General features: G+C 71.5%; 25 protein-coding genes. 11 read left to right on the top strand and 14 right to left on the bottom strand.

Features of this window, described 5'->3' with window-relative positions; translation table 11 throughout:
* Window positions 1-53: 53 nt before the first annotated feature.
* Together OG386_RS32430 and OG386_RS32425 are read right to left on the bottom strand one after the other, a co-directional pair.
* Window positions 54-716, bottom strand: coding sequence for a response regulator transcription factor (locus tag OG386_RS32430; protein WP_328791038.1), 663 nt, complete (start codon window positions 714-716; stop codon window positions 54-56).
* Window positions 709-1,857, bottom strand: coding sequence for a GAF domain-containing sensor histidine kinase (locus tag OG386_RS32425; RefSeq protein WP_328791037.1), 1,149 nt, complete (start codon window positions 1,855-1,857; stop codon window positions 709-711). The genes OG386_RS32430 and OG386_RS32425 overlap by 8 nt, the downstream gene beginning before the upstream one ends.
* A 157-nt stretch (window positions 1,858-2,014) precedes the next feature.
* On the opposite strand from OG386_RS32425, the gene OG386_RS32420 reads away from it, so the two are divergent.
* From OG386_RS32420 to OG386_RS32410, 3 genes are all read left to right on the top strand, one after another.
* Complete coding sequence (locus OG386_RS32420) at window positions 2,015-2,779, top strand: SDR family NAD(P)-dependent oxidoreductase (RefSeq protein ID WP_328791036.1); 765 nt, start codon at window positions 2,015-2,017, stop codon at window positions 2,777-2,779.
* Window positions 2,780-2,835: 56 nt separating this feature from the next.
* On the top strand, window positions 2,836-3,927 hold the full coding sequence (locus tag OG386_RS32415; protein WP_443053237.1) for an S-adenosylmethionine:tRNA ribosyltransferase-isomerase: 1,092 nt from the start codon (window positions 2,836-2,838) through the stop codon (window positions 3,925-3,927).
* A gap of 282 nt (window positions 3,928-4,209) precedes the next feature.
* Window positions 4,210-4,890 (top strand): transglycosylase SLT domain-containing protein, encoded by a 681-nt coding sequence (locus OG386_RS32410; RefSeq protein WP_328791034.1) that lies wholly within the window; start codon window positions 4,210-4,212, stop codon window positions 4,888-4,890.
* Window positions 4,891-5,018: 128 nt separating this feature from the next.
* On the opposite strand, the gene OG386_RS32405 is transcribed toward OG386_RS32410, so the two are convergent.
* Window positions 5,019-7,544 (bottom strand): FHA domain-containing protein, encoded by a 2,526-nt coding sequence (locus tag OG386_RS32405; RefSeq protein ID WP_443053236.1) that lies wholly within the window; start codon window positions 7,542-7,544, stop codon window positions 5,019-5,021.
* A gap of 232 nt (window positions 7,545-7,776) precedes the next feature.
* On the opposite strand from OG386_RS32405, the gene OG386_RS32400 reads away from it, so the two are divergent.
* Both OG386_RS32400 and serB read left to right on the top strand, forming a co-directional pair.
* A complete protein-coding gene (locus OG386_RS32400) occupies window positions 7,777-9,336 on the top strand; it encodes a streptophobe family protein (RefSeq protein ID WP_328791033.1) in 1,560 nt (519 codons plus the stop codon).
* Between the two features lie 189 nt (window positions 9,337-9,525).
* Window positions 9,526-10,725 (top strand): phosphoserine phosphatase SerB, encoded by a 1,200-nt coding sequence (serB, locus tag OG386_RS32395; RefSeq protein ID WP_327386166.1) that lies wholly within the window; start codon window positions 9,526-9,528, stop codon window positions 10,723-10,725.
* 70 nt (window positions 10,726-10,795) lie between these two features.
* Here serB and OG386_RS32390 read toward each other — a convergent pair whose 3' ends face one another.
* The 4 genes from OG386_RS32390 to OG386_RS32375 all read right to left on the bottom strand — a co-directional run bounded on the left by OG386_RS32390 (window position 10,796) and on the right by OG386_RS32375 (window position 13,200).
* Window positions 10,796-11,317, bottom strand: a complete 522-nt coding sequence (locus OG386_RS32390) for a SixA phosphatase family protein (protein ID WP_030386470.1) — start codon at window positions 11,315-11,317, stop codon at window positions 10,796-10,798.
* Between the two features lie 81 nt (window positions 11,318-11,398).
* Window positions 11,399-11,626: a hypothetical protein gene (locus OG386_RS32385; protein ID WP_328791032.1), complete on the bottom strand. Its 228-nt coding sequence runs from the start codon at window positions 11,624-11,626 to the stop codon at window positions 11,399-11,401.
* A 156-nt stretch (window positions 11,627-11,782) separates the two neighbouring features.
* Window positions 11,783-11,902 (bottom strand): SGM_5486 family transporter-associated protein, encoded by a 120-nt coding sequence (locus tag OG386_RS32380; protein ID WP_266598082.1) that lies wholly within the window; start codon window positions 11,900-11,902, stop codon window positions 11,783-11,785.
* 5 nt (window positions 11,903-11,907) lie between these two features.
* Window positions 11,908-13,200, bottom strand: a complete 1,293-nt coding sequence (locus OG386_RS32375) for a CynX/NimT family MFS transporter (RefSeq protein WP_328791031.1) — start codon at window positions 13,198-13,200, stop codon at window positions 11,908-11,910.
* A gap of 69 nt (window positions 13,201-13,269) precedes the next feature.
* Here OG386_RS32375 and OG386_RS32370 point away from each other — a divergent pair, with 69 nt between their 5' ends.
* A complete protein-coding gene (locus tag OG386_RS32370; protein WP_328791030.1) occupies window positions 13,270-13,998 on the top strand; it encodes a FadR/GntR family transcriptional regulator in 729 nt (242 codons plus the stop codon).
* Here OG386_RS32370 and OG386_RS32365 read toward each other — a convergent pair.
* From OG386_RS32365 to fabG, 3 genes are all read right to left on the bottom strand, one after another.
* Complete coding sequence (locus tag OG386_RS32365) at window positions 13,979-14,410, bottom strand: hypothetical protein (RefSeq protein ID WP_328791029.1); 432 nt, start codon at window positions 14,408-14,410, stop codon at window positions 13,979-13,981. The genes OG386_RS32370 and OG386_RS32365 overlap by 20 nt on opposite strands.
* Before the next feature lie 207 nt (window positions 14,411-14,617).
* Complete coding sequence (fabI, locus tag OG386_RS32360) at window positions 14,618-15,388, bottom strand: enoyl-ACP reductase FabI (RefSeq protein ID WP_189735778.1); 771 nt, start codon at window positions 15,386-15,388, stop codon at window positions 14,618-14,620.
* 5 nt (window positions 15,389-15,393) lie between these two features.
* Entirely contained in the window at window positions 15,394-16,113 is a 720-nt protein-coding gene (fabG, locus tag OG386_RS32355; RefSeq protein WP_030016879.1) for a 3-oxoacyl-[acyl-carrier-protein] reductase, read from the bottom strand.
* 184 nt (window positions 16,114-16,297) lie between these two features.
* On the opposite strand from fabG, the gene OG386_RS32350 reads away from it, so the two are divergent.
* The 3 genes from OG386_RS32350 to tyrS all read left to right on the top strand — a co-directional run bounded on the left by OG386_RS32350 (window position 16,298) and on the right by tyrS (window position 20,559).
* The gene (locus OG386_RS32350) at window positions 16,298-17,821 is read left to right on the top strand and encodes a TldD/PmbA family protein (RefSeq protein WP_328791028.1); all 1,524 of its coding nucleotides are present in this window, start codon (window positions 16,298-16,300) and stop codon (window positions 17,819-17,821) included.
* The gene (locus OG386_RS32345; RefSeq protein ID WP_328791027.1) at window positions 17,818-19,218 is read left to right on the top strand and encodes a metallopeptidase TldD-related protein; all 1,401 of its coding nucleotides are present in this window, start codon (window positions 17,818-17,820) and stop codon (window positions 19,216-19,218) included. Before OG386_RS32350 ends, OG386_RS32345 begins: the two co-directional genes overlap by 4 nt.
* 72 nt (window positions 19,219-19,290) lie before the next feature.
* Complete coding sequence (tyrS, locus tag OG386_RS32340) at window positions 19,291-20,559, top strand: tyrosine--tRNA ligase (protein WP_328791026.1); 1,269 nt, start codon at window positions 19,291-19,293, stop codon at window positions 20,557-20,559.
* A gap of 113 nt (window positions 20,560-20,672) precedes the next feature.
* On the opposite strand, the gene OG386_RS32335 is transcribed toward tyrS, so the two are convergent.
* Window positions 20,673-20,948 carry a GlsB/YeaQ/YmgE family stress response membrane protein gene (locus tag OG386_RS32335; RefSeq protein WP_328791025.1) on the bottom strand — a complete coding sequence of 92 codons (276 nt, stop codon included), beginning with the start codon at window positions 20,946-20,948 and terminating at the stop codon, window positions 20,673-20,675.
* 241 nt (window positions 20,949-21,189) lie between these two features.
* Between OG386_RS32335 and OG386_RS32330 the strand changes: the two genes are divergently transcribed.
* The gene (locus OG386_RS32330) at window positions 21,190-21,468 is read left to right on the top strand and encodes a DUF3099 domain-containing protein (RefSeq protein WP_051779274.1); all 279 of its coding nucleotides are present in this window, start codon (window positions 21,190-21,192) and stop codon (window positions 21,466-21,468) included.
* A gap of 136 nt (window positions 21,469-21,604) precedes the next feature.
* Entirely contained in the window at window positions 21,605-21,856 is a 252-nt protein-coding gene (locus OG386_RS32325; RefSeq protein WP_328791024.1) for a hypothetical protein, read from the top strand.
* A gap of 61 nt (window positions 21,857-21,917) precedes the next feature.
* On the opposite strand, the gene moaA is transcribed toward OG386_RS32325, so the two are convergent.
* The 3 genes from moaA to OG386_RS32310 all read right to left on the bottom strand — a co-directional run bounded on the left by moaA (window position 21,918) and on the right by OG386_RS32310 (window position 25,076).
* Complete coding sequence (gene moaA / locus OG386_RS32320) at window positions 21,918-22,907, bottom strand: GTP 3',8-cyclase MoaA (protein WP_328791023.1); 990 nt, start codon at window positions 22,905-22,907, stop codon at window positions 21,918-21,920.
* A 178-nt stretch (window positions 22,908-23,085) separates the two neighbouring features.
* Window positions 23,086-24,714: a solute symporter family protein gene (locus tag OG386_RS32315; RefSeq protein ID WP_327386154.1), complete on the bottom strand. Its 1,629-nt coding sequence runs from the start codon at window positions 24,712-24,714 to the stop codon at window positions 23,086-23,088.
* Window positions 24,711-25,076, bottom strand: coding sequence for a DUF485 domain-containing protein (locus tag OG386_RS32310; RefSeq protein ID WP_030010462.1), 366 nt, complete (start codon window positions 25,074-25,076; stop codon window positions 24,711-24,713). Before OG386_RS32310 ends, OG386_RS32315 begins: the two co-directional genes overlap by 4 nt.
* Window positions 25,077-25,155: the final 79 nt, after the last annotated feature.

Here is a 25,155-nt window from a genome sequence, read left to right as displayed (position 1 = left end):
CACCCGACCGTATGAATCTCAGTCCGGAGCGAGACGATCCGATTTACCTCTGATCACTCGGCGATCCCGTGTCTGACCGCCCACAATGCGGCCTGGGTCCGATCGGAAAGGTCCAACTTCATCAGGATGTTCGAGACGTGGGTCTTGACCGTCTTCTCGGAGAGGACCAGGGCCCGGGCGATCTCGCGGTTGGAGCGGCCGTCGGCGATCAGGCCCAGGACCTCGCGTTCGCGGTCGGTCAGCGAGCCGGGCCGGCCCGCCGGGGAACCCTGCTCCTCCTGGGAGAGCAGGGCGAGGGCCACCTCGGGCTGGAGGAGCACGTGGCCAGCGTGGACGGAGCGGATGGCTCCGGCCAGCGCCTCCGGGTCGATGTCCTTGTAGACGTATCCGGCCGCGCCGGCCCGCAGGGCGGGGACCACGGTCCGCTGCTCGGTGAAGCTGGTGACGATCAGCACGCGGGCCGGGTTCGCCAGCTCGCGCAACCTGCGCAGCGCCTCGATGCCGTCGGTGCCCGGCATCTTGATGTCCATCAGGATCACGTCGGGCCCCAGCTCCTCGGCGCGGGCGATGCCCTCTTCGCCGTCGGAGGCCTCGCCGACCACCTCGATGTCCTCCTGGACCTCCAGGAAGGTCCGCAGGCCCCGCCGGACCACCTGGTGGTCGTCGACCAGCAGTACTCGAATGCCGCTGCCGCTCCGGCCGGTGCTGTCAGCCACCGGGGACCTCCATCTCGATCGTGGTGCCCCGACCGGGCTCCGAGTGCACGGTGAGCCGGCCGCCGACGCCGCTCGCGCGGTCCCGCATGGAGACCAGGCCCAGGTGCCGGCCGGCCCTGCGGACGGTCCGGGGGTCGAAGCCCTTGCCGGTGTCGAGGACCTTGAGGACCGCGCCCCCGGCGGGCGTCCGGGCCAGGGTGACCTCGACGCGGTCGCCGTCCGAGTGGCGCAGGGCGTTGTGCAGGGCCTCCTGGGCGACGCGGAGCAGCGCTTCCTCCTGGGGCGCCGGCAGGGCCCGTACGCCGTCACAGGTGAAGGTGACGTGCGCGGTGTGGGCGCGGTCGAGCACGTGGACGTGCGTACGGAGGGTGGCGACCAGTCCGTCCTCGTCCAGGGCGGCCGGGCGCAGCTCGGTCACGGCGGCGCGCAGCTCGTCGGCGGCCTCCGCCGCCAGGGCCGCCACCTGCTGGAGCTCGTCCTTGGCCCGGGCCGGGTCCCGGTCGACCAGGGTGGCGGCGGCTTGGGCGGTGAGGCGGAGCGAGAAGAGCTTCTGGCTGACGGCGTCGTGCAGCTCGTGGGCGAGCCGGGAGCGCTCCTCGGCGATGGTGAGCTCGCGGCTGCGCTCGTAGAGGTGGGCGTTGGTCAGGGCGATCGCCGCGTGCTGGGCGAGGAGGGAGAGGAGTTCCTGGTCCTCGTCGGTGAACCCGCGGGGGCCGCGCTTGTTCGCCAGGAAGAGGGCTCCGAGGGTCTCATCGCCGTCGCGCACGGGCATGCCGAGGAAGTCGGACATCTCCGGGTGGGCGGCCGGCCAGCCCTCGAAGCGCGGGTCCTTGCGCACGTCGGCCAGGCGCTCGGGGCCTCCCTCGTGGAGCATCGCGGCGAGGATGCCGTGCTGGCGGGGCAGCGGGCCGATGCGCCGCCACTGCTCCGCGCTGATGCCGTCCACGACGAACTGGGCGAAGCCGCCGTGGTCGTCCGGGACGCCCAGGGCCGCGTACTCGGCGTCCAGGAGTTCGCGGGCGGACACGACGATCGTGCGCAGGACGTCGCGGACCTCCAGGCGGCGGCTCATGGCGAGCAGTGCGGTGCTCACGGCGGCCAGGCCGCTGGGGGGCCCGCCGTGCGGGGGGCTACCGGTCATGGGCTCACCGTACCCGCGGCTGTGACCTGCGGGATCGGGCCGTGGACGTAGGTCCAAGGGACCTGCGGGGGTGGGGCTCGTGGCCGACGCGGCGGAGGGTGGGCCGTTCCTAGGTTGGGGGCATCTGCTGATCGGGACGGAAGGCGAGGGTGCTGTCATGTCGGTGGCGATCGTGACGGGGGCGTCCAGGGGGCTGGGCCGGGCGTTGGCCGGGGAGCTGGCGGCGCGGGGCTGGGACCTGGTGCTGAGCGCACGGGGTGCGGCGGCGCTGGAGGAGACCGCGGCCGGGCCCGCCCGGGCGGCCGGGGCGCGGGTGGTGGCGGTGGCGGGGGACGTGTCCTCGGCGGCGCACCGGGCGGCGCTGGTGGCTGCGGCGCGGGAGCTGGGCGGGCTGGATCTGCTGGTGAACAACGCGGGGGTGCTCGGGGCCGAGCCGTTGGTGCCGCTGGCGGAGCACGCGCTGGACGGGCTGCGGGAGGCCTTCGAGGTCAATGTGGTGGGGCCGCTGGGGCTGGTCCAGGAGGGGCTGCCGCTGTTGCGGGCGGCGCGGGCCGGGGCGGTGCTGAACATCAGCTCGGACGCGGCGGTGGTGGCGTACGCGACGTGGGGGGCGTACGGGGCGACCAAGGCGGCGGGGGACCTGATGTCGGCCGTGCTTGCGGTGGAGGAGCCGGAGCTGCGGGTGTGGTGGGCCGATCCGGGGTCGATGCGGACGCGGATGATGGCGGCGGCCGAGCCGGACGAGGACCTGGCGGGGCTACCGGCGCCGGAGGAGGTGGCTCCGGCGCTGCTGCGGCTGGTGGAGCGGGAGCTGCCGAGCGGGCGGTACACGGCGCGGGAGCTGGCGGAGGCGGGCCCGGGAGCGGGCGTGGGAGCGGGCACGGAGGCGGGTGCGGGGGCGGGCACGGGGGGTGGGCGGTGAGCCGGTCTCGGGCCCTGCGGGAGGCAGGTCTATACATAAGGGACATACCGCCGCAATTGTTGGCACGGATCCCGGCCGAGCAGCGGGGGCCGGGGCTGGGGCGGGACGCCGTGCGGCTCCTGGTGTCCCGGGGCAGCGAGCAGGTGTCGCTGCACGCCTTCCGGGAGCTGCCGGGGCTGCTGCGGGCGGGGGACGTACTGGTGGTGAACACCTCGACCACGCTGGCGGCCGCCGTGGACGCCCGGCTGGGCGGCGAAGACCTGGTGGTGCACTTCTCGACCCGGGGCGACGGGGGATACCCCGGAACGGGGCCCCGGGGCGACCTCTGGGCGGTGGAGCTGCGCACCCCGGCCGGCGGCGGGACGACCCGACCGCGCGCCGGGGGGCCGGCCGGTGCGGTGCTGGAGCTGCCGGGCGGGCACCGCCTCACCCTGGAGGAGCCCCTGACGGCGGGCGCGGACCGGCTGTGGTGGGCGCGCCCCTCCCCCGCGCCCGGCGGGGTGCCGGCGCTGCTGCGGACGTACGGGCGGCCGATCCGGTACGCGTACACGGAGCGGGACCAGCCGATCTCGGCCTATCAGACGGTGTTCGCGGTGCCGGCCGCCGACGGGGCGGGCTCGGCGGAGATGCCGAGCGCGGGCCGGCCCTTCACGGCGGAGCTGGTGGCGCGGCTGGTGAGCCGGGGGGTGCAGTTCGCCCCGCTGGTCCTGCACACGGGGGTGGCCTCGCAGGAGGCGCACGAGCCCCCGTACCCGGAGCGGTACGGGGTGTCCGCCACGACGGCGGGTCTGGTGAACGCCGCCAGGGCCGCCGGAGGGAGGGTCATCGCGGTGGGGACCACGGCGGTACGGGCCCTGGAATCGGCCGCGGACGCATCGGGGCGGGTGCGCCCGGCCGCGGGGTGGACCGATCTGGTGGTGACTCCGGAGCGCGGGGTGCGGGTGGTGGACGGGCTGCTGACCGGGCTGCACGAGCCCGAGGCGTCCCATCTGCTGATGCTGGAGGCGGTCGCGGGGCGGGCCGCCGTACGGCTCGGGTATGCCGAGGCACTGGCCCGTCTCTGCCTCTGGCACGAGTTCGGGGACGTCCATCTGCTACTCAAGGATGAGAACCGTGACCATATGCATTGCGACAGCAACGCACGGTAAAACGGCCGCCTCCCCCATGTGACCCCGCACATAGGACCCACATCACTTACGAAGCCGCCTAGTGGACGAATAAAGACCCTGTCAGTGCTGTCCCGCCTAGCGCCGAGGCCCGAAATCGGGCCTCGGCGTCCGTGCGTGATCCACTAAGCGGCTTCGTACGTCACACCTTTGCCACAGGATTTTGCCGCCGCTAAGAATTGCTCCCGTCGCACAGCACCGCGGATCCCCGGATCCACAAAGCGCCTTCCTGCGACTCCCGCTATTCGAAGAGGTTGCCCCGCCATGTCTGCTTCCCGCACCCCCGGTCACAGTCGTCTGACGAAGGCACACAAGCTGTCCATCGCCGGTGTCGCCACGCTGAGCGCCGCCGCCGTCGCCTTCTCCCTCGTTCCGGCCGACGCCGCCGAGGCCGAGACCATCAACGCCGCCCCCGTCGCCTGGACCCAGGCCGTCAACGGCGCGCAGACGAAGGCGCTGCACGGAAACCTCTCCGCCCAGCAGGTCATCTCCCAGGCGAACGCGAAGGCCGCGGCCAAGATCAAGGCCGACGCCGACGCGAAGGCCAAGGCCGAGGCCGCCGCGAAGAAGGCGCGCGAGGCGAAGACTGCCGCGAGCCGCTCCGCCGCCCGCACCCCGGTCTTCGCGAACAACCTCGACGGCTGGATCAAGGAAGCCCTCTTCATCATGAAGAAGGAAGGCATTCCGGGCACCTACGCCGGCATCCACAAGAACGTCATGCGCGAGTCCAGCGGTAACCCGATGGCGATCAACAACTGGGACATCAACGCCCAGAACGGCATCCCCAGCAAGGGTCTGCTCCAGGTCATCTACCCGACCTTCAAGGCGTACCACGTCAAGGGCACCAAGTTCGACCAGTACGACCCGGTCGCCAACATCGTCGCCGCCTGCAACTACGCGGCCGACCGCTACGGCTCCATGGACAACGTCAACAGCGCCTACTAGGCCTCGACGCACCCAAGCCCCATGCGCCTCAGGGCGGCACCCGGACTTCCGGATGCCGCCCTGAGGCGTTTTGCCGTACGCGCGCACGTGCGTGCGCGATACGTGCGTGCGGTCGTCCCGCCCGCGTCCTACTTGCCCGCGCGCATGACCTCGGGCTCGTGGCGGCGCAGCAGGCGCTGCACCGCGAAGCCGCAGGCGATGCCGATGAGCAGCAGGATGGTGATGTTCAGGCTCCACTGGCCGATCGTGGCGTCCCAGAGCGGGTCGGTGTTGGTCGGGTTCTCCGCGTCCCACGGCGGCATGAGCTTGCCGAGGTTCAGCGTGGTGCCGGCTGCGGCGATGGCCCAGCGGGACGGCATCAGCCAGGCGAACTGCTCCAGGCCCGGGGAGTCGTAGACCTGGAAGAGGATGCCGGTGAAGACGACCTGGACGATCGCGAACATGACCAGCAGCGGCATGGTCTTCTCGGCGGTCTTCACCAGCGAGGAGATCACCAGGCCGAACATCATCGAGGTGAAGCCGAGCGCGATGACCGACAGGCAGATCTCGACGGCCGGCGGCATGATCAGGCCCTCGGCGGGCAGGTCGCGCGGGAAGAAGCCGATCGCACAGATGATCACGCCCTGGATGGCCGTGATGACACCGAGGACGATCACCTTCGACATGAGGTACGCGGACCGGTACAGGCCGGTCGCGCGTTCTCGCTCGTAGATGACCCGTTCCTTGATCAGCTCACGGACCGAGTTGGCGGCGCCCGAGAAGCACATGCCGACCGCGAGGATCAGCATGATCGTGCCGGCGTCGCCGTTGAAGCGGGACGGCGCGACGGGCGGTGCGAGGCCGAACTTCGCGGGGATCACCGTGGAGACCACGCCGAGGACGGCGGGCAGGAGCACCATCAGGGCCAAGAAGCCCACGTCCGAGGCGATCACCGAGACGTAGCGGCGGATCAGCGTCCACAGCTGCGAGCCCCAGCCCTGCGGCTTGGTCGGGCGCATCTGGGCCGGAGGCATCGCGACGGACTGCGGGGCGACCGCGTCGATGTCGGCGGCGTACAGCTGGTAGTGCTGGGAGCCCTTCCAGCGGCCGGCCCAGTCGTAGTCGCGGTAGTTCTCGAAGGCCGAGAACACGTCCGCCCACGTGGTGTAGCCGAAGAAGTTCAGCGCCTCGTCCGGCGGACCGAAGTACGCGACCGAACCGCCCGGGGCCATGACCAGCAGCTTGTCGCAGATGGCCAGCTCGGCGACCGAGTGGGTGACGACGAGGACCGTGCGGCCGTCGTCGGCGAGGCCGCGCAGCAGCTGCATGACGTCGCGGTCCATGCCCGGGTCGAGGCCCGAGGTCGGCTCGTCCAGGAAGATCAGCGACGGCTTGGTGAGCAGCTCCAGGGCCACGGACACGCGCTTGCGCTGACCGCCCGAGAGCGCGGTGATCTTCTTGTCCTTGTGGATGTCGAGCTTGAGCTCGCGCAGCACCTCGTCGATGCGGGCGGCGCGCTCGGACTCGGCGGTGTCGCCCGGGAAGCGGAGCTTGGCCGCGTACTTCAGGGCGGTGCGGACCCTCAGCTCCTTGTGCAGGATGTCGTCCTGCGGCACCAGGCCGATGCGCTGGCGGAGCTCCGCGAACTGCTTGTACAGGTTGCGGTTGTCGTAGAGGACATCGCCCTCGTTGGCCGGGCGGTAGCCGGTCAGCGCCTTGAGCAGCGTCGACTTGCCGGAGCCGGAGGGGCCGATGACGCCGATCAGCGACTTCTCGGGGACGCCGAAGGTGACGTCCTTGAGGATCTGCTTGCCGCCGTCGACCGTGACCGTGAGGTGGCGGGCCGAGAAGGAGACCTCGCCGGTGTCGACGAACTCCTCGAGGCGGTCACCGACGATCCGGAACGTCGAGTGGCCGACGCCGACGATGTCGTTCGGGCCCAGCAGGGCGGTGCCCGACTTCGCCAGCGGCTGACCGTTGACGTAGGTGCCGTTGTGGCTGCCGAGGTCGTGGATCTCGAAGCGGCCGCCGGGCATCGAGCGGAACTCGGCGTGGTGGCGGGAGACCTGGAGGTCGGAGACCACCAGCTCGTTCTCCAGCGCACGGCCGATCCGCATGACGTGGCCCAGCGAGAGCTGGTGGAACGTCGTCGGGCTGCGGTCTCCGTAGGCCGGGGCCCCGCCCTGCGCCGGGCGGGGAGCGGCAGCGCCCTGCTGGTGCGGGAGGTGGGCCTGCGGCTGCTGAGCGTGCTGCTGCTGTGCGTGCTGCTGCTGTTCCCAGGCCTGGTGCTGGGGCTGCTGCTGCGGGGCCTGGTAGGCCGGGGCCTGCGGCTGGGCGTACGCCTGTGCCGGGGCCTGCTGGGCCACGGCCGGCTGCGGCGCGGCGGCGGCGCTCAGATTCAGCCGCGGGCCGTCCGTCGCGTTGCCCAGGTGGACCGGCGTGCCGGGCACGAGCTCGGTCTGCTGGACCCTGGCCCCGTGCACGTAGGTGCCGTTGGTGCTGCCGTGGTCCTCGATGCCCCAACCCCGGCCGTTCCAGGTGATGGTGGCGTGCCGCCACGACACCCGGGCATCGTCGATCACCACGTCTCCCTGGGGGTCACGCCCCAGCGAGTACGACCTGGACGGATCGAGCGTCCAGGTCCTTCCATTCAATTCCAGTACGAGTTCCGGCACTCCAGCCCCACTTAAGTCCCCCGAGAATCCCCCATGACGTCAGGGAGTCTAGGGATGGCGAACATCCGGGGGAACTATTTCAGGCCTACAGCCGTATGTGGAATCCGGGCCTTGTCGGGGCGTCTACGCCTGCCCGTTGACGGGGGCGAAAGTCACCCGGAGAGTGAGATACGGGACTTCTCGCCCGGTGGTCCCGTCGCGTACCGCTCGGTAGGCATCGGGGGTTCACCGCATGCGCCGCATTCATTGGGGGGACGTGCTGTTGTCCGCCGTCGCCACCGTGGGCTGGTCCCTGATCGTGATGGCGGGGGTGGCCGGACTCGGGCTGCACCTGCTGGGCGCCGACGCCTCGGGGGTCTCGCTCGGCCCGATGACGGCGGCCACGGTGGTCCTCGCGGTCGGTGGAACCGTGACCCCCTCGGGTGACGTCTCGGTCTTCGGAGTCACCGGAGCGGGCGCCGAAACCTCCCTGGACGGCATGCCCTTGGGGGTGTCGTTGGCCGGGGCGCTGGTCCTGGCGTCGTTGTTCCTGCGTTCCCTCCGGGTCGGGGCGGGGCACGGGGAAACGGCGGCCAGGGTGGGGGTCCTCGGGGCGCTGTCCGTCGCGACGGCGGGCGCTCTGGCGTGGGCCGGGCACGACGTGGTCACCCTCGACGGGACGCTGCCGCTGCCGAAGACCCCCGCGAAGGTCGAGATCCCGGGGATCGGGGACATCGGCGGGCTGCTCCCGGACCGCATCGGGGACCTGATCGAGACCCGGACCCGGGTGGGGTTCTCGGTGGAGCTCGGGCCGACCCTGCTGGGCGCGGGGATGTGGGTGCTCGCCGTACTGGCGCTCGCGCTGCTGGTCTCGCGGCGCGGGCCGGTCGCGCTGGCCCGGCTGCGCCCGGCCGTCTCGGCGGTGGTGGCGATGGCGTTGGTCGCGGTGGCGGCCGGATGGGCCGCGGCCGTGTGGGCGGCGCTGGGCGACGACCAGCCGCGGCGGGTGCTGGGCGGAGCGCTGCTGGCGGCGCCGAACGGGAGCTGGCTGGGGGTGCTGCTGGGGCTGTTCGTACCGGTGCGCGGCCGGGTCACGGGGGCTCCGGCCCGGCTGCTGCCCGATCCGTTGGACGACCTGCTGGCGGTGTCCGCACGGGAGCCGGTGACGGTGGCCCGCCTCGGGGAGTACGACGAGCGGGTCTGGCTGCTGGTCGCGGGGGCGGCCCTGTTGCTGCTCTACGCGGGCGTGCTGGCGGCCGTACGGACGCCGGGGCGCGGGATCCTGGGGTGCGCGGCGCGGCTGTCGGCCGCCACCGGGGTGGCCCTGGCGGTGCTGGTGCGGCTGACCGGGTTCTCCGCGGACACGTCCCTCGCGGTGCTGGGTGTGGACGCGGTGGACGCGGGGGTGGAGCTGCGGGGGGACGTGCCGTACGCGCTGCTGCTGGGCGCGCTCTGGGGGGCGGTGGCCGGTGCGGCGGGTGCACTGCTGACCCGTCGGCGCCGGGCGGCCCTGCCGGGTCGGGCCGGTGCGCCGGGGCCCGCGCCGGGGTGGCCCGACCCCGGGGCACCGACGGCCGCGTACCCCGGGGCCGTACCGTACGGCGGGCCCGCGCGCGGTCCGCGGCCCGGAGCGGGCGGGGAGGTGGACGGCTCCTGGGACGTGACCGTGACCGGCGTCCCGCCCTGGTCACCCGGGCCGCCGAAACCGCCCCGCCGGGAGCCCTTCACTCCCCCGCCGCCGCCGGGAGCCCCGCCCCCGCCGAAGCCGCCGGGACCGCCGAGGCCGCCGAGGCCACCCGGGCCGCCGCGGTGAGGTGGGCCGGGGCTGCTGCGCGGAGCCGCCCCCCACCCGCCCTTCCACCGTTCCCCGGGGCTCCGCCCCGGACCGCCGCACCTCGATCGCCGGCGGGACCGAATTCCTCGCCGGCCACGGGGGCACGACCGTTCAAGACGTGGGACGGGGGTCCTGGGGTCCGGGTCGGGAAGATACGGTGAGGGCACCATGAGCGCATCGCAGACCTCCGACGTCCCCACCCTCCTCGTCAAGATCTTCGGCAAGGACCGTCCCGGGATCACCGCCGGGCTGTTCGACACCCTCGCCGCCTACTCCGTCGACGTCGTCGACATCGAGCAGGTCGTCACCCGTGGCCGCATCGTCCTGTGCGCCCTCGTCACCAAGCCCGCCGGCGGAGCCGAGGGCGACCTGCGGGCCACCGTCCACAGCTGGGCCGAATCCCTCAAGATGCAGGCCGAGATCCTCTCCGGTACCGGTGACAACAGGCCGCGCGGCAGCGGCCGCTCGCACGTCACCGTGCTCGGGCACCCGCTCACCGCCGAGTCCACGGCCGCGATCGCCTCCCGGATCACCGCGACCGGCGGAAACATCGACCGAATCTTCCGACTCGCCAAGTACCCGGTGACGGCGGTGGAATTCGCCGTCTCCGGTGTCGAGACGGAGCCGCTGCGCACCGCCCTGGCCACCGCCTCCGCGCACATCGGCGTGGACGTGGCCGTGGTCTCGGCCGGATTGCACCGCCGGGCCCAGCGCCTGGTCGTCATGGACGTGGACTCGACCCTCATCCAGGACGAGGTCATCGAGCTGTTCGCGGCGCACGCCGGGTGCGAGGCCGAGGTCGCCGAGGTCACCGAGCGGGCCATGCGCGGTGAGCTGGACTTCGAGCAGTCGCTGCACGCCCGGGTGGCGCTGCTCGCGGGGCTGGACGCGTCCGTCGTGGACAAGGTCCGCGCCGAGGTGCAGCTGACCCCGGGCGCGCGGACCCTGATCCGCACGCTCAAGCGGCTCGGCTACCAGGTGGGCGTGGTCTCCGGCGGCTTCACCCAGGTGACGGACGATCTGCGGGAGCGGCTGGGGCTGGACTTCGCCTCCGCCAACACCCTCGAGATCGTCGACGGGAAGCTGACGGGCAAGGTCACCGGCGAGATCGTGGACCGGGCGGGCAAGGCCCGGCTGCTGCGCCGCTTCGCAGCGGAGGCCGACGTACCGCTGTCCCAGACGGTGGCCATCGGCGATGGCGCCAACGACCTGGACATGCTGAACGCGGCCGGGCTGGGCGTGGCCTTCAACGCCAAGCCGGTGGTCCGCGAGGCCGCGCACACCGCGGTGAACGTGCCCTTCCTCGACGCGGTGCTGTACCTGCTCGGGATCACCCGTGAGGAGATCGAGGCCGCCGACCTGGCCTGACCCCGACGCACGCGAACGGGCCCCGGCAGCCGATGCGGTTGCCGGGGCCTCGCCGTCCTGGGGCCGCCGGTCAGAGGCCCTTGGGGGTCCAGTAGTCGAGCAGGGTGCCGACGCCGTGTTCCACGGACTTCCACGATCCGGTGAAGGAGACCACGGCGAGGGCCGCGGTCGGGAAGCCCGTACGGGTCATGCGCGCCAGGGTTTCGCCCTCCGCGCGTCCCGAGAGGGCGTCGGCGAGGGCGTGCATGCCGGGGTTGTGCCCGATGACGAGGAGGTCGGAGACCTCGTCGGAGGTCTCGTTGAGCAGGGCGATGAGCTCGCCCAGCGAGGCGTCGTAGAGCCGCTCCTCGTAGTGGGTCTTCGGCCGGTGCGGCATCTCCTGGACGGCGAGCTTCCAGGTCTCGCGGGTGCGGGCGGCGGTGGAGCACAGGGCCAGGTCGAAGACGATGCCGGTTTCGGCGAGCTTCAGACCGACGGCCGGCGCGTCCTTGCGGCCTCGTTCCGCGAGCGGACGATCGTGGTCGGACACCTCGGGCCAGTCGGCCTTGGCGTGCCGGAGGAGGGCGATCCTGCGGGGTGTGTCGGCGCTCATGACTCCCAGCTTCGCATGAAACGGGGCACGGGGCGCAGGGCGTTGGGGGGGCTCACGCCCGGGTGAGGGGCGCGCGGGAGGTCAGGCGACGGCGCGCAGCAGCTGCTCGGCGATCTGGACGAGGCCCGAGACCTCGCCGGTGGCCGCGTGGGCCTCGCCGGATCCGGCGAGGAGCAGCAGCAGGAGCCCGAAGGCGAGGGCGGGCAGGGCCAGTGCCCACCAGTGCAGCCGGGTGCTCGCGGCAGTGGCGCGGGCCCGGGGGCGGGTGGGGCCCGGCGGAAGGGGGCTGATCTGCATGGGGGCCGACATGGCCGCCTCCGTGGGTGTGGACCGGACTGACTCGCTGCCTACGAATCTATGGATCCGGGGTGCTGGTTCCCATCGGGGGCACACCCCACTTCACCCTGAGCCTGACCCCCTAGGGGTAGTGGGGTTAGCCCCACCCTCCCCCCTGGGGGGACGGGCTCACGGGGAGGCGATCGTGGCGATGACCGAGATGATCACGGTGACGGCGAGGAACGCGCCGAGCACGAGGCCGAGCTTCTTGCGGCCGTTCTGCGGGTTCGGTTCAAGTACGGGCGTCATGTCGGTCAGTCTCCCATGCCGCATTCGTCCTCGATCGTGCGGTCCCGTCCGGCGAGGACGCCCAGCGCGATCTGCGGTACGAGCAGTCCGGCCATCAGGGCGAGCGGCAGGTCCCAGCCTCCGCTGTGCTGGTAGAGGGCGCCGATGAGGAGGGGGCCGGGGATGGAGATGAGGTAGCCGGTGCTCTGGGCGAAGGCGGAGAGCTTGACCACGCCGGCCGGTGACTTGGCGCGCAGCCCGATGAGGGTGATGACGAGGGGGAAGGCGCAGTTGGAGATGCCGAGCAGGAGCGCCCAGGCCCAGGCTCCGGCGGCGGGGGCGAAGTAGAGGCCGAGGTAGCCGGTGAGGCCGAAGGCGCCGAGGGTGACGGCGATGGCGCCCTGGTTCTTCATCCGGGCGGCGAGGCCGGGGATGACGAAGGCGAGGGGGACGCCCATGACCATGGTGACGGCGAGGAGCACGCCGGCCGTGGAGGCGGAGACCCCGGCGTCGCGGAAGATCTGCGGGAGCCAGCCCATGGTGATGTAAGCACCGGTGGCTTGGAGGCCGAAGTAGCAGGCCAGGGCCCAGGCCGTGCGGCTGCGGACGACGCGCGGGCCGGCCCCGGAGCCGACGGGCCCGGCGGTGGCCCCGGCTCGGTCGGCGCGCCGGGTGGCACGGGCGACGGGCAGCCAGGGCAGTACGGCGAACAGGGCGAGCACGGCCCAGATCAGCAGGCCGGTGCGCCAGCTGCCGCCGAGGGCGTCGGTAAGCGGGACGGTCGCGGCGGCGGCGAGCGAGGTGCCGGCGGCCAGGGACATGGAGTACAGGCCGGTCATGGTGCCGACCCTGTCCGGGAAGTAGCGCTTGACGATCACCGGGAGCAGCACGTTGGTGAGGGCTATGCCGGCCAGCGACAGGGCGCTGGCGGCGAGGAAGCCGACGGCGCCGGTCGCGAACGGGCGGATGAGCAGGCCGGTGGCGACCGCGGCCATGCCGGCGCAGACGACGGCGGCCGGGCCGAAGCGGCGGGAGAGCCGGGGCGCGGTGACGCCGAAGACGGCGAAGCAGAGGGCGGGGACGGAGGTGATCAGTCCGGCGACGGTGCCGCTCATGCCCAGACCCGTGCGGGTCTCCTCGAAGAGGGCGCCGAGGCTGGTGATGGCGGGCCGCAGGTTGAGGGCGGCCAGCACGATTCCGACGATGAGCACCGGGCCGAGCCAGGTCGGGGCGGCCTGGTCGGGGGCGGGGAGGTGCTGGTCAGGGGCGGTGCGCACGACCGGCGGGCGGTTCATGGTCCGGAGTTCTTCGTCGGGCATTCAACCATCATAGAATCATGGGATGATTGGTTGTCCAGTCGCGCTTGAAGCCGCCCCCGAGAGGAACCCATGCCGCTGACCTCGCCCCGGCGCTCCGCGCTCGTCGATCAGGTGATCGCCCAGCTGCGGAACCAGATCACCTCCGGCGAGTGGCCGGTCGGCGCCCGCATCCCGACCGAGCCGGAGCTCGTCGAGCTGCTCGGCGTCGCCCGCAACACGGTGCGCGAGGCCGTGCGGGCGCTGGCGCACAACGGCCTCCTCGACATCCGGCAGGGCTCGGGGACGTACGTCATCGCCACCAGCGAGCTGGCCGGCGTGATGCACCGCCGCTTCGCCGGGGCCGAGCCGCGGCACATCGCCGAGCTGCGTTCGACGCTGGAGTCCTCGGCGGCCCGGCTGGCGGCGGAGCGGCGCACCGAGCGGGACCTCGTACAGCTGGACGCCCTGCTGGCGCGCCGCGAGGAGGCCTGGGCGGGCGGCGACGCGGAGGTCTTCGTGGCGGCGGACGTGAGTCTGCACATGGCGGTGGTGACCGCCTCGCACAACGACGTGCTGATCGAGCTGTACGCGGACCTCGGCGACCTGGTGGCCGACTGGCTGCGGGCGGACGTGGGGACCGAACTGCACCCTTCCGCCCACCTGGACCACGCCCGACTGATCGAGGCGATCCGGCGGGGCGACGGGGACGCGGCGGCCTCGGAGGCCGCGGGCTACCCCTTCGCCTGCCTCGGCAAGAACGCGGAGGACATGCAGGGCGAGAACACGGAGGACAGCCCGCTCACGGGCGCCGGTGGCTGACCCAGGCCGAGCGGACCTCTTTCCAGCAGCGGCCGACGAGCTCGGTCCGGCCGGCCGGGCCGACGGCCACGGCGACGCCGTCGCCGTCCACGTCCCACCAGCGGTCGCACTCGACGTGCAGCCGCACGAGGTCGGTCTCCGGGTAGGCGTTGTGGCAGTACGCCGACACCTGCGAGCCGTGGATCACGGTGTCGCAGTCGGCGCCGAAGAGCTCGCCCCCGGCGGGCCGTGCGGGCTGCGCGGGGGGTTCGGCGGGGATGTCGGCGAGCTCCACGACGGCGGGGGCCACCACCTCGGGCCCGGGTACGGGCTCCTCCCCCACGGGCTGCGCGGCGGCTCCGGGGACCAGGAGTCCGGTCAGGATCACTGTCGTGACCAGCACGGATACGGCTCGGCTCGGCCTCTCGCGCACTCCTACCTCCTCCCCGCAGGAGCCGAGAAGATCTCGGCTTGGTCAGTTTGCAGGCATTCGTCCCGGTTTTCGACTCGGGAAGATCCGGTCGGCTAGTGAACATCCGATCGAGCACACCCCCCGCGGAGTGCGCGAACGGCGACGGCCGCGCCTCCCGGAAGGGAAGCGCGGCCGTCGCCGTACGGACGTGGGAGGGCCGATCGAGGATCAGGCACCCATCGCGTGCAGGCCGCCGTCCACGTGGACGATCTCGCCGGTGGTCTTCGGGAACCAGTCCGACAGCAGGGCCACGACGCCCTTGCCGGTCGGCTCCGGGTCGCTCATGTCCCACTCCAGCATGGAACGGGAGTTCCAGACCTCGGCCAGCTCGCCGAACCCCGGGATGGACTTCGCGGCCATGGAGCCGATCGGTCCGGCCGAGACCAGGTTGCAGCGGATGTTCTCCTTGCCCAGGTCGCGGGCGAGGTAACGGCTGGTGGCTTCCAGGGCGGCCTTGGCCGGGCCCATCCAGTCGTACTGCGGCCAGGCGAACTGCGCGTCGAAGGTGAGGCCGACGATGGCCGCGCCCTCCGCCGGGAAGAGCGGCTTGCAGGCCATGGCCAGCGACTTCAGCGAGAACGCCGAAACGTGCATGGCGGTGGCCACCGACTCGAACGGCGTGTTCAGGAAGTTGCCGCCGAGGGCGTCCTGCGGCGCGAAGCCGATGGAGTGGACGACGCCGTCGAGGCCGCCGAGCTCGTCGCGGACGAGGCCCTCCAGGCGGGCCAGGTGCTCGTCGTTGGTGACGTCGAGCTCGATCACCTTGACCGGCTTCGGCAGCTTCTTCGCGATGCGCTCGGTCAGCGACGGACGCGGCCACGCGGTGAGGATGACCTCGGCGCCCTGCTCCTGAGCCAGCCGGGCCGTGTGGAAGGCGATGGACGACTCCATCAGCACACCCGTGATGAGGATGCGCTTGCCCTCGAGAATTCCGCTCATGGTGATCAGTGACCCATGCCCAATCCGCCGTCAACGGGAATGACGGCTCCGGTGATGTACGCGGCGTCGTCGGACGCCAGGAAGCGAACGGCTGCCGCGATCTCCTCGGGCTGCGCGTAACGGCCGAGCGGCACCTGGCCCACGATGCCCGCGCGCTGCTCGTCGGTGAGCACCTTCGTCATGTCGGTGTCCACGAAACCGGGGGCGACGACGTTGAAGGTGATGTTGCGGGAACCCAGCTCGCGGGCGAGGGAACGGGCGAAGCCCACCAGCGCGGCCTTGGAGGCGGCGTAGTTGGCCTGGCCGGCCGAGCCCAGGAGCCCGACGACCGAGGAGATCAGGACGACGCGGCCCTTCTTGGCCCGGAGCATGCCCCGGTTCGCGCGCTTGACCACCCGGAACGTGCCGGTGAGGTTGGTGTCGAGGACGGACGTGAAGTCCTCCTCGGACATGCGCATCAGCAGCGTGTCCTTGGTGATGCCGGCATTGGCCACGAGCACCTCGACCGCGCCGTGCGCGTCCTCGATCTCCTTGTAGGCCTGCTCCACCTGCTCGGAGTCGGTGATGTCGCACCGCACCGCCAGGACACCGAGGGAGGTGAGCGCCTCCGGCGGCTCACCCGACCGGTACGTGATCGCGACCTTGTCGCCGGCCTCCGCGAAGGCTTGGGCGATGGCGAGGCCGATGCCCCGGTTTCCTCCGGTGACGAGAACCGAGCGGCTCAACGGATCACCCTTTCGCTAGCGGTCTGAATACCAAAAACCTATAGGTCGCACCGCTCGTACGGAGAATCGACCCCCGACAGGGCCTTGCGACCGGCTCTGTCGAATCCCTACAGAAAGATGTAGGCACGAAGGCCCCGATCGCGACATGATCGGGGCGACCGGCCCCGACCACGGGAGGACTTCCGTGCCCCATTCCATCGACGCGGCCTTCACCGCGCTGCCCCTGCGGGCGCTCGCCGACGCGGCGCTCGCCCGGGCCCGCGCGCTGGGCGCCGAGCATGCCGACTTCCGGCTGGAGCGGATCCGCAGCGCCTCCTGGCGCCTGCGGGACGCCAAGCCCTCCGGCGGCTCCGACACCACCGATCTCGGGTACGCGGTCCGGGTCGTGCACGGGGGCAGCTGGGGATTCGCCTCCGGTGTGGACCTGACCATGGACGCCGCCGCCAAGGTGGCCTCGCAGGCCGTGGCCATGGCGAAGCTGTCCGCCCAGGTGATCAAGGCCGCAGGTTCGGACGAACGGGTGGAGCTCGCCGACGAGCCGGTGCACGCCGACCGGACGTGGATCTCCGCGTACGACGTGAACCCCTTCGAGGTGCCGGACGCCGAGAAGGCCGCGCTGCTGGCCGACTGGAGCTCGCGCCTGCTGGCGGCCGACGGGGTGGCCCACGTGGACGCCTCGCTGCTCGCCGTCCACGAGAACAAGTTCTACGCCGACACCGCGGGCACCTCGACCACGCAGCAGCGGGTCCGGATCCACCCGCAGCTCACCGCGGTCGCCGTGAACGCCGCGACCGGCGAGTTCGACTCGATGCGCACCATCGCCCCGCCCGCCGGCCGCGGCTGGGAGTACCTCACCGGCACCGGCTGGGACTGGAACTCCGAGCTGGAGCAGATCCCCGGCCTGCTCGCCGAGAAGATGCGGGCGCCGAGCGTCGAGGCCGGCCGGTACGACCTGGTGGTCGACCCGTCCAACCTGTGGCTCACCATCCACGAGTCCATCGGGCACGCCACCGAGCTGGACCGGGCGCTGGGCTACGAGGCGGCGTACGCGGGGACCTCCTTCGCCACCTTCGACCAGCTCGGCAAGCTCAAGTACGGCTCCCCGATCATGAACGTGACGGGTGACCGCACCGCCGAGCACGGTCTGGCCACCGTCGGCTTCGACGACGAGGGCGTCCAGGCGCAGAGCTGGGACCTGGTCAAGGACGGCACCCTGGTCGGCTACCAGCTGGACCGGCGGATCGCGAAGCTGACCGGGCTCGGGCGCTCCAACGGCTGCGCCTTCGCCGACTCCCCCGGGCACGTGCCCGTCCAGCGGATGGCGAACGTCTCCCTCCAGCCGGATCCGGGCGGTCTCTCGACCGAGGACCTGATCGGCGGGGTGGAGCGCGGGATCTACGTGGTCGGCGACCGCTCGTGGTCGATCGACATGCAGCGCTACAACTTCCAGTTCACCGGGCAGCGGTTCTTCCGGATCGAGAACGGCAAGCTGGCGGGGCAGCTGCGCGACGTCGCGTACCAGGCCACCACCACCGATTTCTGGGGCTCGATGGAGAAGGTCGGCGGCCCGCAGACCTACGTCCTGGGCGGCGCCTTCAACTGCGGCAAGGCCCAGCCGGGCCAGGTGGCGGCGGTCTCGCACGGCTGCCCGTCCGCGCTGTTCCGCGACGTGAACATCTTGAACACCACGCAGGAGGCCGGGCGATGAGCTCGTCGATTCGCATCACCAAGCCCCACGAGGTCGTCGAGCGGGCCCTGGAGCTGTCCACCGCCGACGGCTGCGTCGTCATCGCGGACGAGGGGTCGAGCGCCAATCTGCGCTGGGCGGGCAACGCCCTGACGACGAACGGCGTGACCCGCGGCCGGACCCTGACGGTCATCGCCACGGTCGACGGCAAGGAGGGCACGGCCTCGGGGGTCGTCTCGCGCTCCGCCGTGACCGCGGACGACCTGGAACCGCTGGTCCGGGCCGCCGAGGCGGCCGCCCGCGGGGCGGGCCCGGCCGAGGACGCCCAGCAGCTGGTCACCGGGATCCCGGCCTCGCCGGACTTCACCGACGCCCCGGCCGAGACGAGCTCGGCGGTCTTCGCGGACTTCGCCCCGGCCCTCGGCGAGGCCTTCGCCCGGGCCCGCGAGGGCGGTCGGGAACTATACGGCTTCGCGCACCACGAGCTGGTCTCCACGTACGTCGGCACCTCGACGGGCCTGCGGCTGCGCCACGACCAGCCGAACGGCACCCTGGAGCTCAACGCGAAGTCCCCGGACCGGCAGCGCTCCGCCTGGGCGGGCCGCTCCACCCGGGACTTCAAGGACGTGGACCCGACCGTGCTGGACGCGGAGCTCGCCGTGCGCCTCGGCTGGGCGGAGCGGAAGATCGACCTGCCCGCGGGCCGGTACGAGACGCTGCTGCCGCCGACCGCCGTGGCCGACCTGATGATCTACCAGATGTGGTCGGCGGCGGCCCGGGACGCGGTGGAGGGCCGTACGGTCTTCTCCAAGCCCGGTGGCGGCACCCGGCTCGGCGAGAAGCTGTCCGGGCTGCCGCTCTCCCTGCGCAGCGACCCGAACGCGCCCGGCCTGGAGTCCGCACCGTTCGTGATCGCGCACAGCTCCGGCGACGACGCCTCGGTGTTCGACAACGGCCTGCCGGTCCCGGCGACCGAGTGGATCGCGGACGGTCACCTGAACCGGCTGAGCACCACCCGGCACACGGCGGGCCTGACCGGGATGCAGCTCTCCCCCGGCTTCGGGAACCTGATCATGGACGCGGGCGGCGAGAAGTCGCTGGAGGAGATGGTCGCGGCCACCGAACGGGGTCTGCTGCTGACCTGCCTCTGGTACATCCGCGAGGTGGACCCGGCGACGCTGCTGCTCACGGGCCTGACCCGGGACGGCGTCTACCTGGTGGAGAACGGACAGGTGGTCGGCGAGGTCAACAACTTCCGGTTCAACGAGTCACCCGTGGACCTGCTGTCGCGGGCCTCGGAGGCCGGCCGGACCGAGAAGACCCTGCCGCGCGAGTGGAGCGACTGGTTCACCCGTGCCGCGATGCCGGCGCTGCGCATCCCGGACTTCAACATGAGTTCGGTGAGCAAGGGCGTCTGACCACCTAGAATGTGCGGGTAGACCCCTCATCCACGCCCCTACTCACTCCATCTCTCAAGGAGAGTCACGACCGTGACTGACATCGTCGACGAACTGAAGTGGCGCGGGCTCTTCGCCCAGTCCACCGACGAAGAAGCGCTGCGCAAGGCCTTCGCGGACGGTCCGGTCACCTTCTATTGCGGCTTCGACCCGACCGCGGCCTCGCTGCACGTGGGGCACCTGGTCCAGGTGCTCACCGTGCGCCGGCTCCAGCAGGCCGGCAACCGGCCGCTGGCGCTGGTCGGCGGGGCCACGGGGCAGATCGGCGACCCGCGACCGACGGCCGAGCGGACCCTGAACGACCCGGAGACCGTGGCGAACTGGGTGACCCGGCTGCGCACCCAGATCGAACCGTTCCTGTCCTTCGAGGGCGAGAACGCGGCGCTCATGGTGAACAACCTGGACTGGACGGCGGGCATGTCCGCCATCGAGTTCCTGCGGGACATCGGCAAGCACTTCCGCGTCAACAAGATGCTGACGAAGGACTCGGTCGCCAAGCGGCTGGACTCCGACCAGGGCATCAGCTACACCGAGTTCAGCTACCAGCTGCTCCAGGGCATGGACTTCCTGGAGCTGTACCGGCGCTACGGCTGCGTGCTCCAGCAGGGCGGCTCCGACCAGTGGGGCAACCTGACGGCCGGACTCGACCTGATCCACCGGGTCGAGCCGGGCGCGGTCGTGCACGCGCTGGCGACCCCGCTGATGGTCAAGGCGGACGGCACCAAGTTCGGCAAGTCCGAGAGCGGCGCCGTGTGGCTCGACCCGGAGATGACCACGCCGTACGCGTTCTACCAGTTCTGGCTGAACGTGGACGACCGGGACATCTCCACCTACATGCGGATCCTGTCCTTCAAGTCCCGCGAGGAACTGGAGGAGCTGGAGGCGCAGACCGCCGAGCGGCCGCAGGCGCGCGCCGCCCAGCGGGCGCTGGCCGAGGAGCTGACCACGCTCGTGCACGGGGCCGAGCAGTGCGCCGCCGTGATCGCCGCGTCGAAGGCACTGTTCGGTCAGGGCGATCTGGCGGAGCTGGACGAGGCCACGCTGGCCGCGGCCCTGTCCGAGCTACCGCACGCCCAGGTGGCGGAGCCCGGCCTCGTGGTGGACCTGCTCGCGGAGACCGGCCTGGTCGCGAGCAAGTCGGCTGGCCGCCGGACCGTGAAGGAGGGCGGCGCCTACGTGAACAACGCGAAGGTCACCGCCGAGGACGCGGTCCCCGCCAAGGAGGACCTGCTCCACGGGCGCTGGCTGGTGCTGCGCCGCGGCAAGAAGAACCTGGCCGCGGTGGAGGTCACCGGCGCCTGACGCGTCCGGCGCGCCGCAGGGCGCGAGTGAGCGGTGAGCACGGCAGAGCACCGCGGAGGGGCCGGTTCGGACCACTTGGTCCGGCCGGCCCCTTCGTCATGACCCGCGACGGGTCACGTCGTCTGCCGCTTGCCCTTGATCGCTCCGTACATCATCTCGCCGAGCGCGACCACGAGGACCGCTCCGGCGATCTGCAGCAGGTGCCGGGTCCAGTCGATGCCCGCGGTCTCGCCCACACCGATCCACGTGGCCACCGCATTGCCGAGGACGGCACCGACGATGCCGAAGAGGGTGGTCAGCCACAGGGGCTGGTGCTGCTTGCCCGGCAGGATGGCCTTGGCTATCAGCCCCAGCACGAAACCGACGATGATCGCCCACAACCAACCCATGTCGAGCCTCCTCCCGGCGCGTTGTGCGCACGTGCGCCCAGTGTCGGCCCATCCGGCGTACGGCGCATTTCGGACGGTGTCGTACGGGGGCCCGCTCACCTCCCGGCCCGGGGGCGGGCGTACCGTGGGAGGGACCGGGCCGCGAGCGAGTGCCCGGAGGGCGATCGGGTGGTGGAGCGTGGAGCGGACGAAGCGGCAGAAGCGGAACGGGGCCGAGGTCTTCCGGATCACGGGCGCGCGGATGGGTCTCGCCGAGGACGTGCGGGGTCGCCAGCGGCGATACGTGATCTCCATGGCGATCAGGACCCTGTCGGTCATCGCGACCGTGCTGTTGTGGAACGTGCAGCGCCCGGTGGCCATCGTGACGCTCGTGGCCGGAGCCCTGCTCCCGTACGTGGCCGTGGTCATCGCCAACGCCGGGCGCGAATCGACGCCCTCGCTGCCCTCGCACTTCGTTCCGGCCCCCGTGCGACCGGCGCTGGACGCGGGAAACCTCAAGAAAAGCTCAGATCAATCGTGAAGTTCCAGTGCACTCCAGCGGGTCCTGCGTGACATACTGCTCACGCGCTCCGCATCCCCCGTCGGAGCGACGGACCGACGCCGGGCAGCTCCCCCCGTGGCTGCTCGGCGTCGCCATTCCGTTCTAATGTGGGCCTGTGACTTCCTCCAACGCCTCCGGCTCCGACGAGAACCCCACCTGCTCCGCCAAGGGCTGTCGCGACGCGGCCGTGTGGGTCCTGGCGTGGAACAATCCGACGCTGCACACGCCGGAACGGCGCAAGACCTGGCTGGCGTGCGAGGAGCACCGCGAACACCTCTCCCAGTTCCTGGGGGTCCGCGGTTTCCTCAAGGACGTCGTGAAGCTGGACGAGTGGGTTCAGCCGGAGGCCTCGGAACGCCCGCGCTGACCCGGCCCGACCTCACCTGACCGACCTGCCCTGGTCCGGGACCCCGGTCCGGGGACCCGGGTCAGCCGCCGATCGCGGACATCGGGCGGTCGGGCTGCAGGAAGGACGGGTCGTCGAGACCGGAACCGGCCTTCTTGCCCCACATCGCGACCTTCCACAGCCGAGCGATCTCCTCGTCCGGGGCGCCCGAGCGCAGGGCCGCCCGCAGGTCGGACTCCTCGGTCGCGAACAGACACGTACGCACCTGGCCGTCGGCCGTGAGCCGCGTACGGTCGCAGGCGCCGCAGAACGGGCGGGTGACCGAGGCGATGACACCGACGGTGGCCGGGCCCCCGTCGACCACCCAGCGCTCGGCCGGGGCGGAGCCGCGCTCGGCGGCGCCTTCCTCGGTGAGCGTGAAGCGGGTGCGCAGGGACTCCAGGATGTCCCCGGCGGTGATCATGCCGTCGCGCTTCCAGCCGTGCTGGGCGTCCAGCGGCATCTGCTCGATGAAGCGGAGCTCGTACGCGTTCTCCACGGCCCAGGCCAGCAGGTCGGGGGCCTCGTCGTCATTGAGGCCGGGCATGAGTACGGCGTTGACCTTGACGGGGGTGAGGCCGGCCTCGCGGGCCGCGGCCATGCCCTCGATGACGTCCTTGTGCCGGTCGCGGCGGGTGAGGGTCTTGAAGACGTCGGGCCGCAGGGTGTCCAGCGAAACGTTCACCCGGTCCAGGCCTGCGGCCTTCAGGGCCTGCGCGGTGCGCTTCAGGCCGATACCGTTGGTGGTCAGGGACATCTTGGGGCGGGGCTCCAGGCCGGCGCACTGCTCGACGATGCCGACCAGGCCGGGCCGCAGCAGCGGCTCGCCGCCGGTGAACCGGACCTCGGTGATCCCCAGCTGTGTGACCGCGATGCGGATCAACCGGACGATCTCGTCGTCACTGAGCAGGTCCGACTTGCCGAGCCACTGCAGCCCCTCTTCGGGCATGCAGTAGGTGCAGCGCAGATTGCACCGGTCCGTCAGCGAGACGCGCAGGTCAGTGGCCACGCGGCCGTAGGTATCGAGAAGCACTGTGGGCCCCCTCCCCTGTCCGGAAGTAGAGGTACGCGCGGACATCGGATCTACTTCACGCGTTCTATTTCGAGACTACGTGACGCCCGTGTCATCCAGTGGTGCCCGAATGAACGAGACGTGACGTGGCCGCGTCGTAGGGATCTACGACGCGGCCACGCTGGGTGTTCGGACGATGTCAGTGCGCCCCTGTTCCGGTGAGGGAGCGCACCTCCAGCTCGGCGAACTTCTGGGGGTCTGCCTTCTCCTTGGAGAGGACGGTTCCCAGCCAGCCCAGCAGGAAGCCGAGGGGGATCGAGATGATCCCCGGGTTCTCCAGCGGGAACCAGAAGAAGTCCGCGTCCTTGAACATGGAGGTGGGCTTTCCGGACACCACCGGGGAGAACAGCACCAGGCCGACCGCCGAGATCAGTCCGCCGTAGATGGACCAGAGGGCGCCCTGGGTGGTGAAGCGCTTCCAGAAGAGGCTGTAGAGGATCGTCGGCAGGTTCGCGGAGGCGGCGACCGCGAAGGCGAGCGCGACCAGGCCGGCCACGTTCAGGTCGCGGGCCAGTGCGCCGAGGCCGATGGCGACGGCTCCGATGACGACGGTGGACCAGCGGGCCGCGCGCATCTCCTCCTTCTCGGTGGCCTTGCCCTTGCGGATCACGTTCACGTACAGGTCGTGCGCGAAGGACGAGGAGGAGGCGAGGGTGAGGCCCGCGACGACGGCCAGGATGGTGGCGAAGGCGACCGCGGAGATCACGGCGAGCAGGATGGCGCCACCGGTGGAGTCGGGGCCGCCGCCGACGGCCTGGGCGAGCAGGGGTGCGGCGGTGTTGCCGGCCTTGTTAGAGGCCAGGATGTCGGCCCTCTTCAGCAGGGCCGCGGCCCCGAAGCCGAGGGCGATGGTCATCAGGTAGAACGCGCCGATGATGCCGATGGCCCAGTTCACGGACTTGCGGGCGGCCTTGGCGGTGGGGACGGTGTAGAAGCGGATCAGGATGTGCGGAAGCCCTGCGGTGCCGAGGACGAGGGCGAGGCCCAGCGAGAGGAAGTCCAGCTTCGAGGTCGAGTCCTTGCCGTACTTGAGACCGGGTTCGAGGAACTTCACCCCCTGTCCGCTGTTCTCGGCGGCCTTGCCCAGCAGGTCGGAGATGTTGAAGTTGAACTTCAGCAGCACCAGGAAGGTGATCAGCAGGGCGCCCGCGATCAGCAGCACCGCCTTGATCATCTGGACCCAGGTGGTGCCCTTCATTCCGCCGATGGTCACGTAGACGATCATCAGTACGCCGACCAGCGCGACGACGGCCACCTTGCCGCCGTCGCTGGTGATGCCCAGGAGCAGCGAGACGAGCACGCCGGCGCCGGCCATCTGGGCGAGCAGGTAGAAGATCGAAACCACGATGGTGGAGGTGCCGGCGGCGGTGCGGACGGGCCGCTGGCGCATCCGGTACGCGAGGACGTCGCCCATCGTGTAGCGGCCGGAGTTGCGCAGCGGCTCGGCGACGAGCAGCAGGGCGACCAGCCAGGCGACGAGGAAGCCGATCGAGTAGAGGAAGCCGTCGTAGCCGAAGAGGGCGATGGCTCCGGCGATGCCGAGGAAGGACGCGGCGGACATGTAGTCGCCGGAGATGGCGAGGCCGTTCTGGAAACCGGTGAACTGGCGGCCGCCCGCGTAGAAGTCGGCGGCGCCCCGGGTCTGGCGGCCGGCCCAGACGGTGATGATCAGGGTGGCGACGACGAACAGCCCGAACAAGGTGATGATCAGCGGGCGGTGCTCGGAGGCTCCCGCGGCGAGCGTCGTCAGGTGGTGCGAGCCGCTCATTCGGCGGCCTCCATCCGCGCCTTGATGGCCTCGGCCTTGGGGTCGAGCTTCGCGGCGGCGTGCCGTGCGTAGAGCCACGCGATCAGGAAGGTCGTCGCGAACTGGGCGAGGCCGAGCACGAGGGCGACGTTGATGTTGCCGAAGAGCTTGGTCCCCATGAAGCCGCCCGCGTAGTTGGACAGCAGGACGTAGAGCAGGTACCAGGCGATGAAGGCCACGGTGAGCGGGAAGGCGAAGGAGCGGTAGGAGCTGCGCAGTTCGGCGAACTCCGCGCTCTGCTGGACGCTCGCGTAATCAGCTGCCGTGGGGGCCGCCGTGGGCGTTCCCGCGCTGCCGGGCGGCGGCGCTGCTTCGGTGGTCACGGGGGGATCTCCTTGTGACGCGGGTGCGGTGGGGACGACGGACAAAACAACCTCCGTGTGGGGGGACGGTGGTGCCGAG

It is taken from the genome of Streptomyces sp. NBC_00273 (assembly GCF_036178145.1).
Lineage (GTDB): Bacteria > Actinomycetota > Actinomycetes > Streptomycetales > Streptomycetaceae > Streptomyces.
This window is presented reverse-complemented; position numbering and strand designations above follow the sequence as displayed.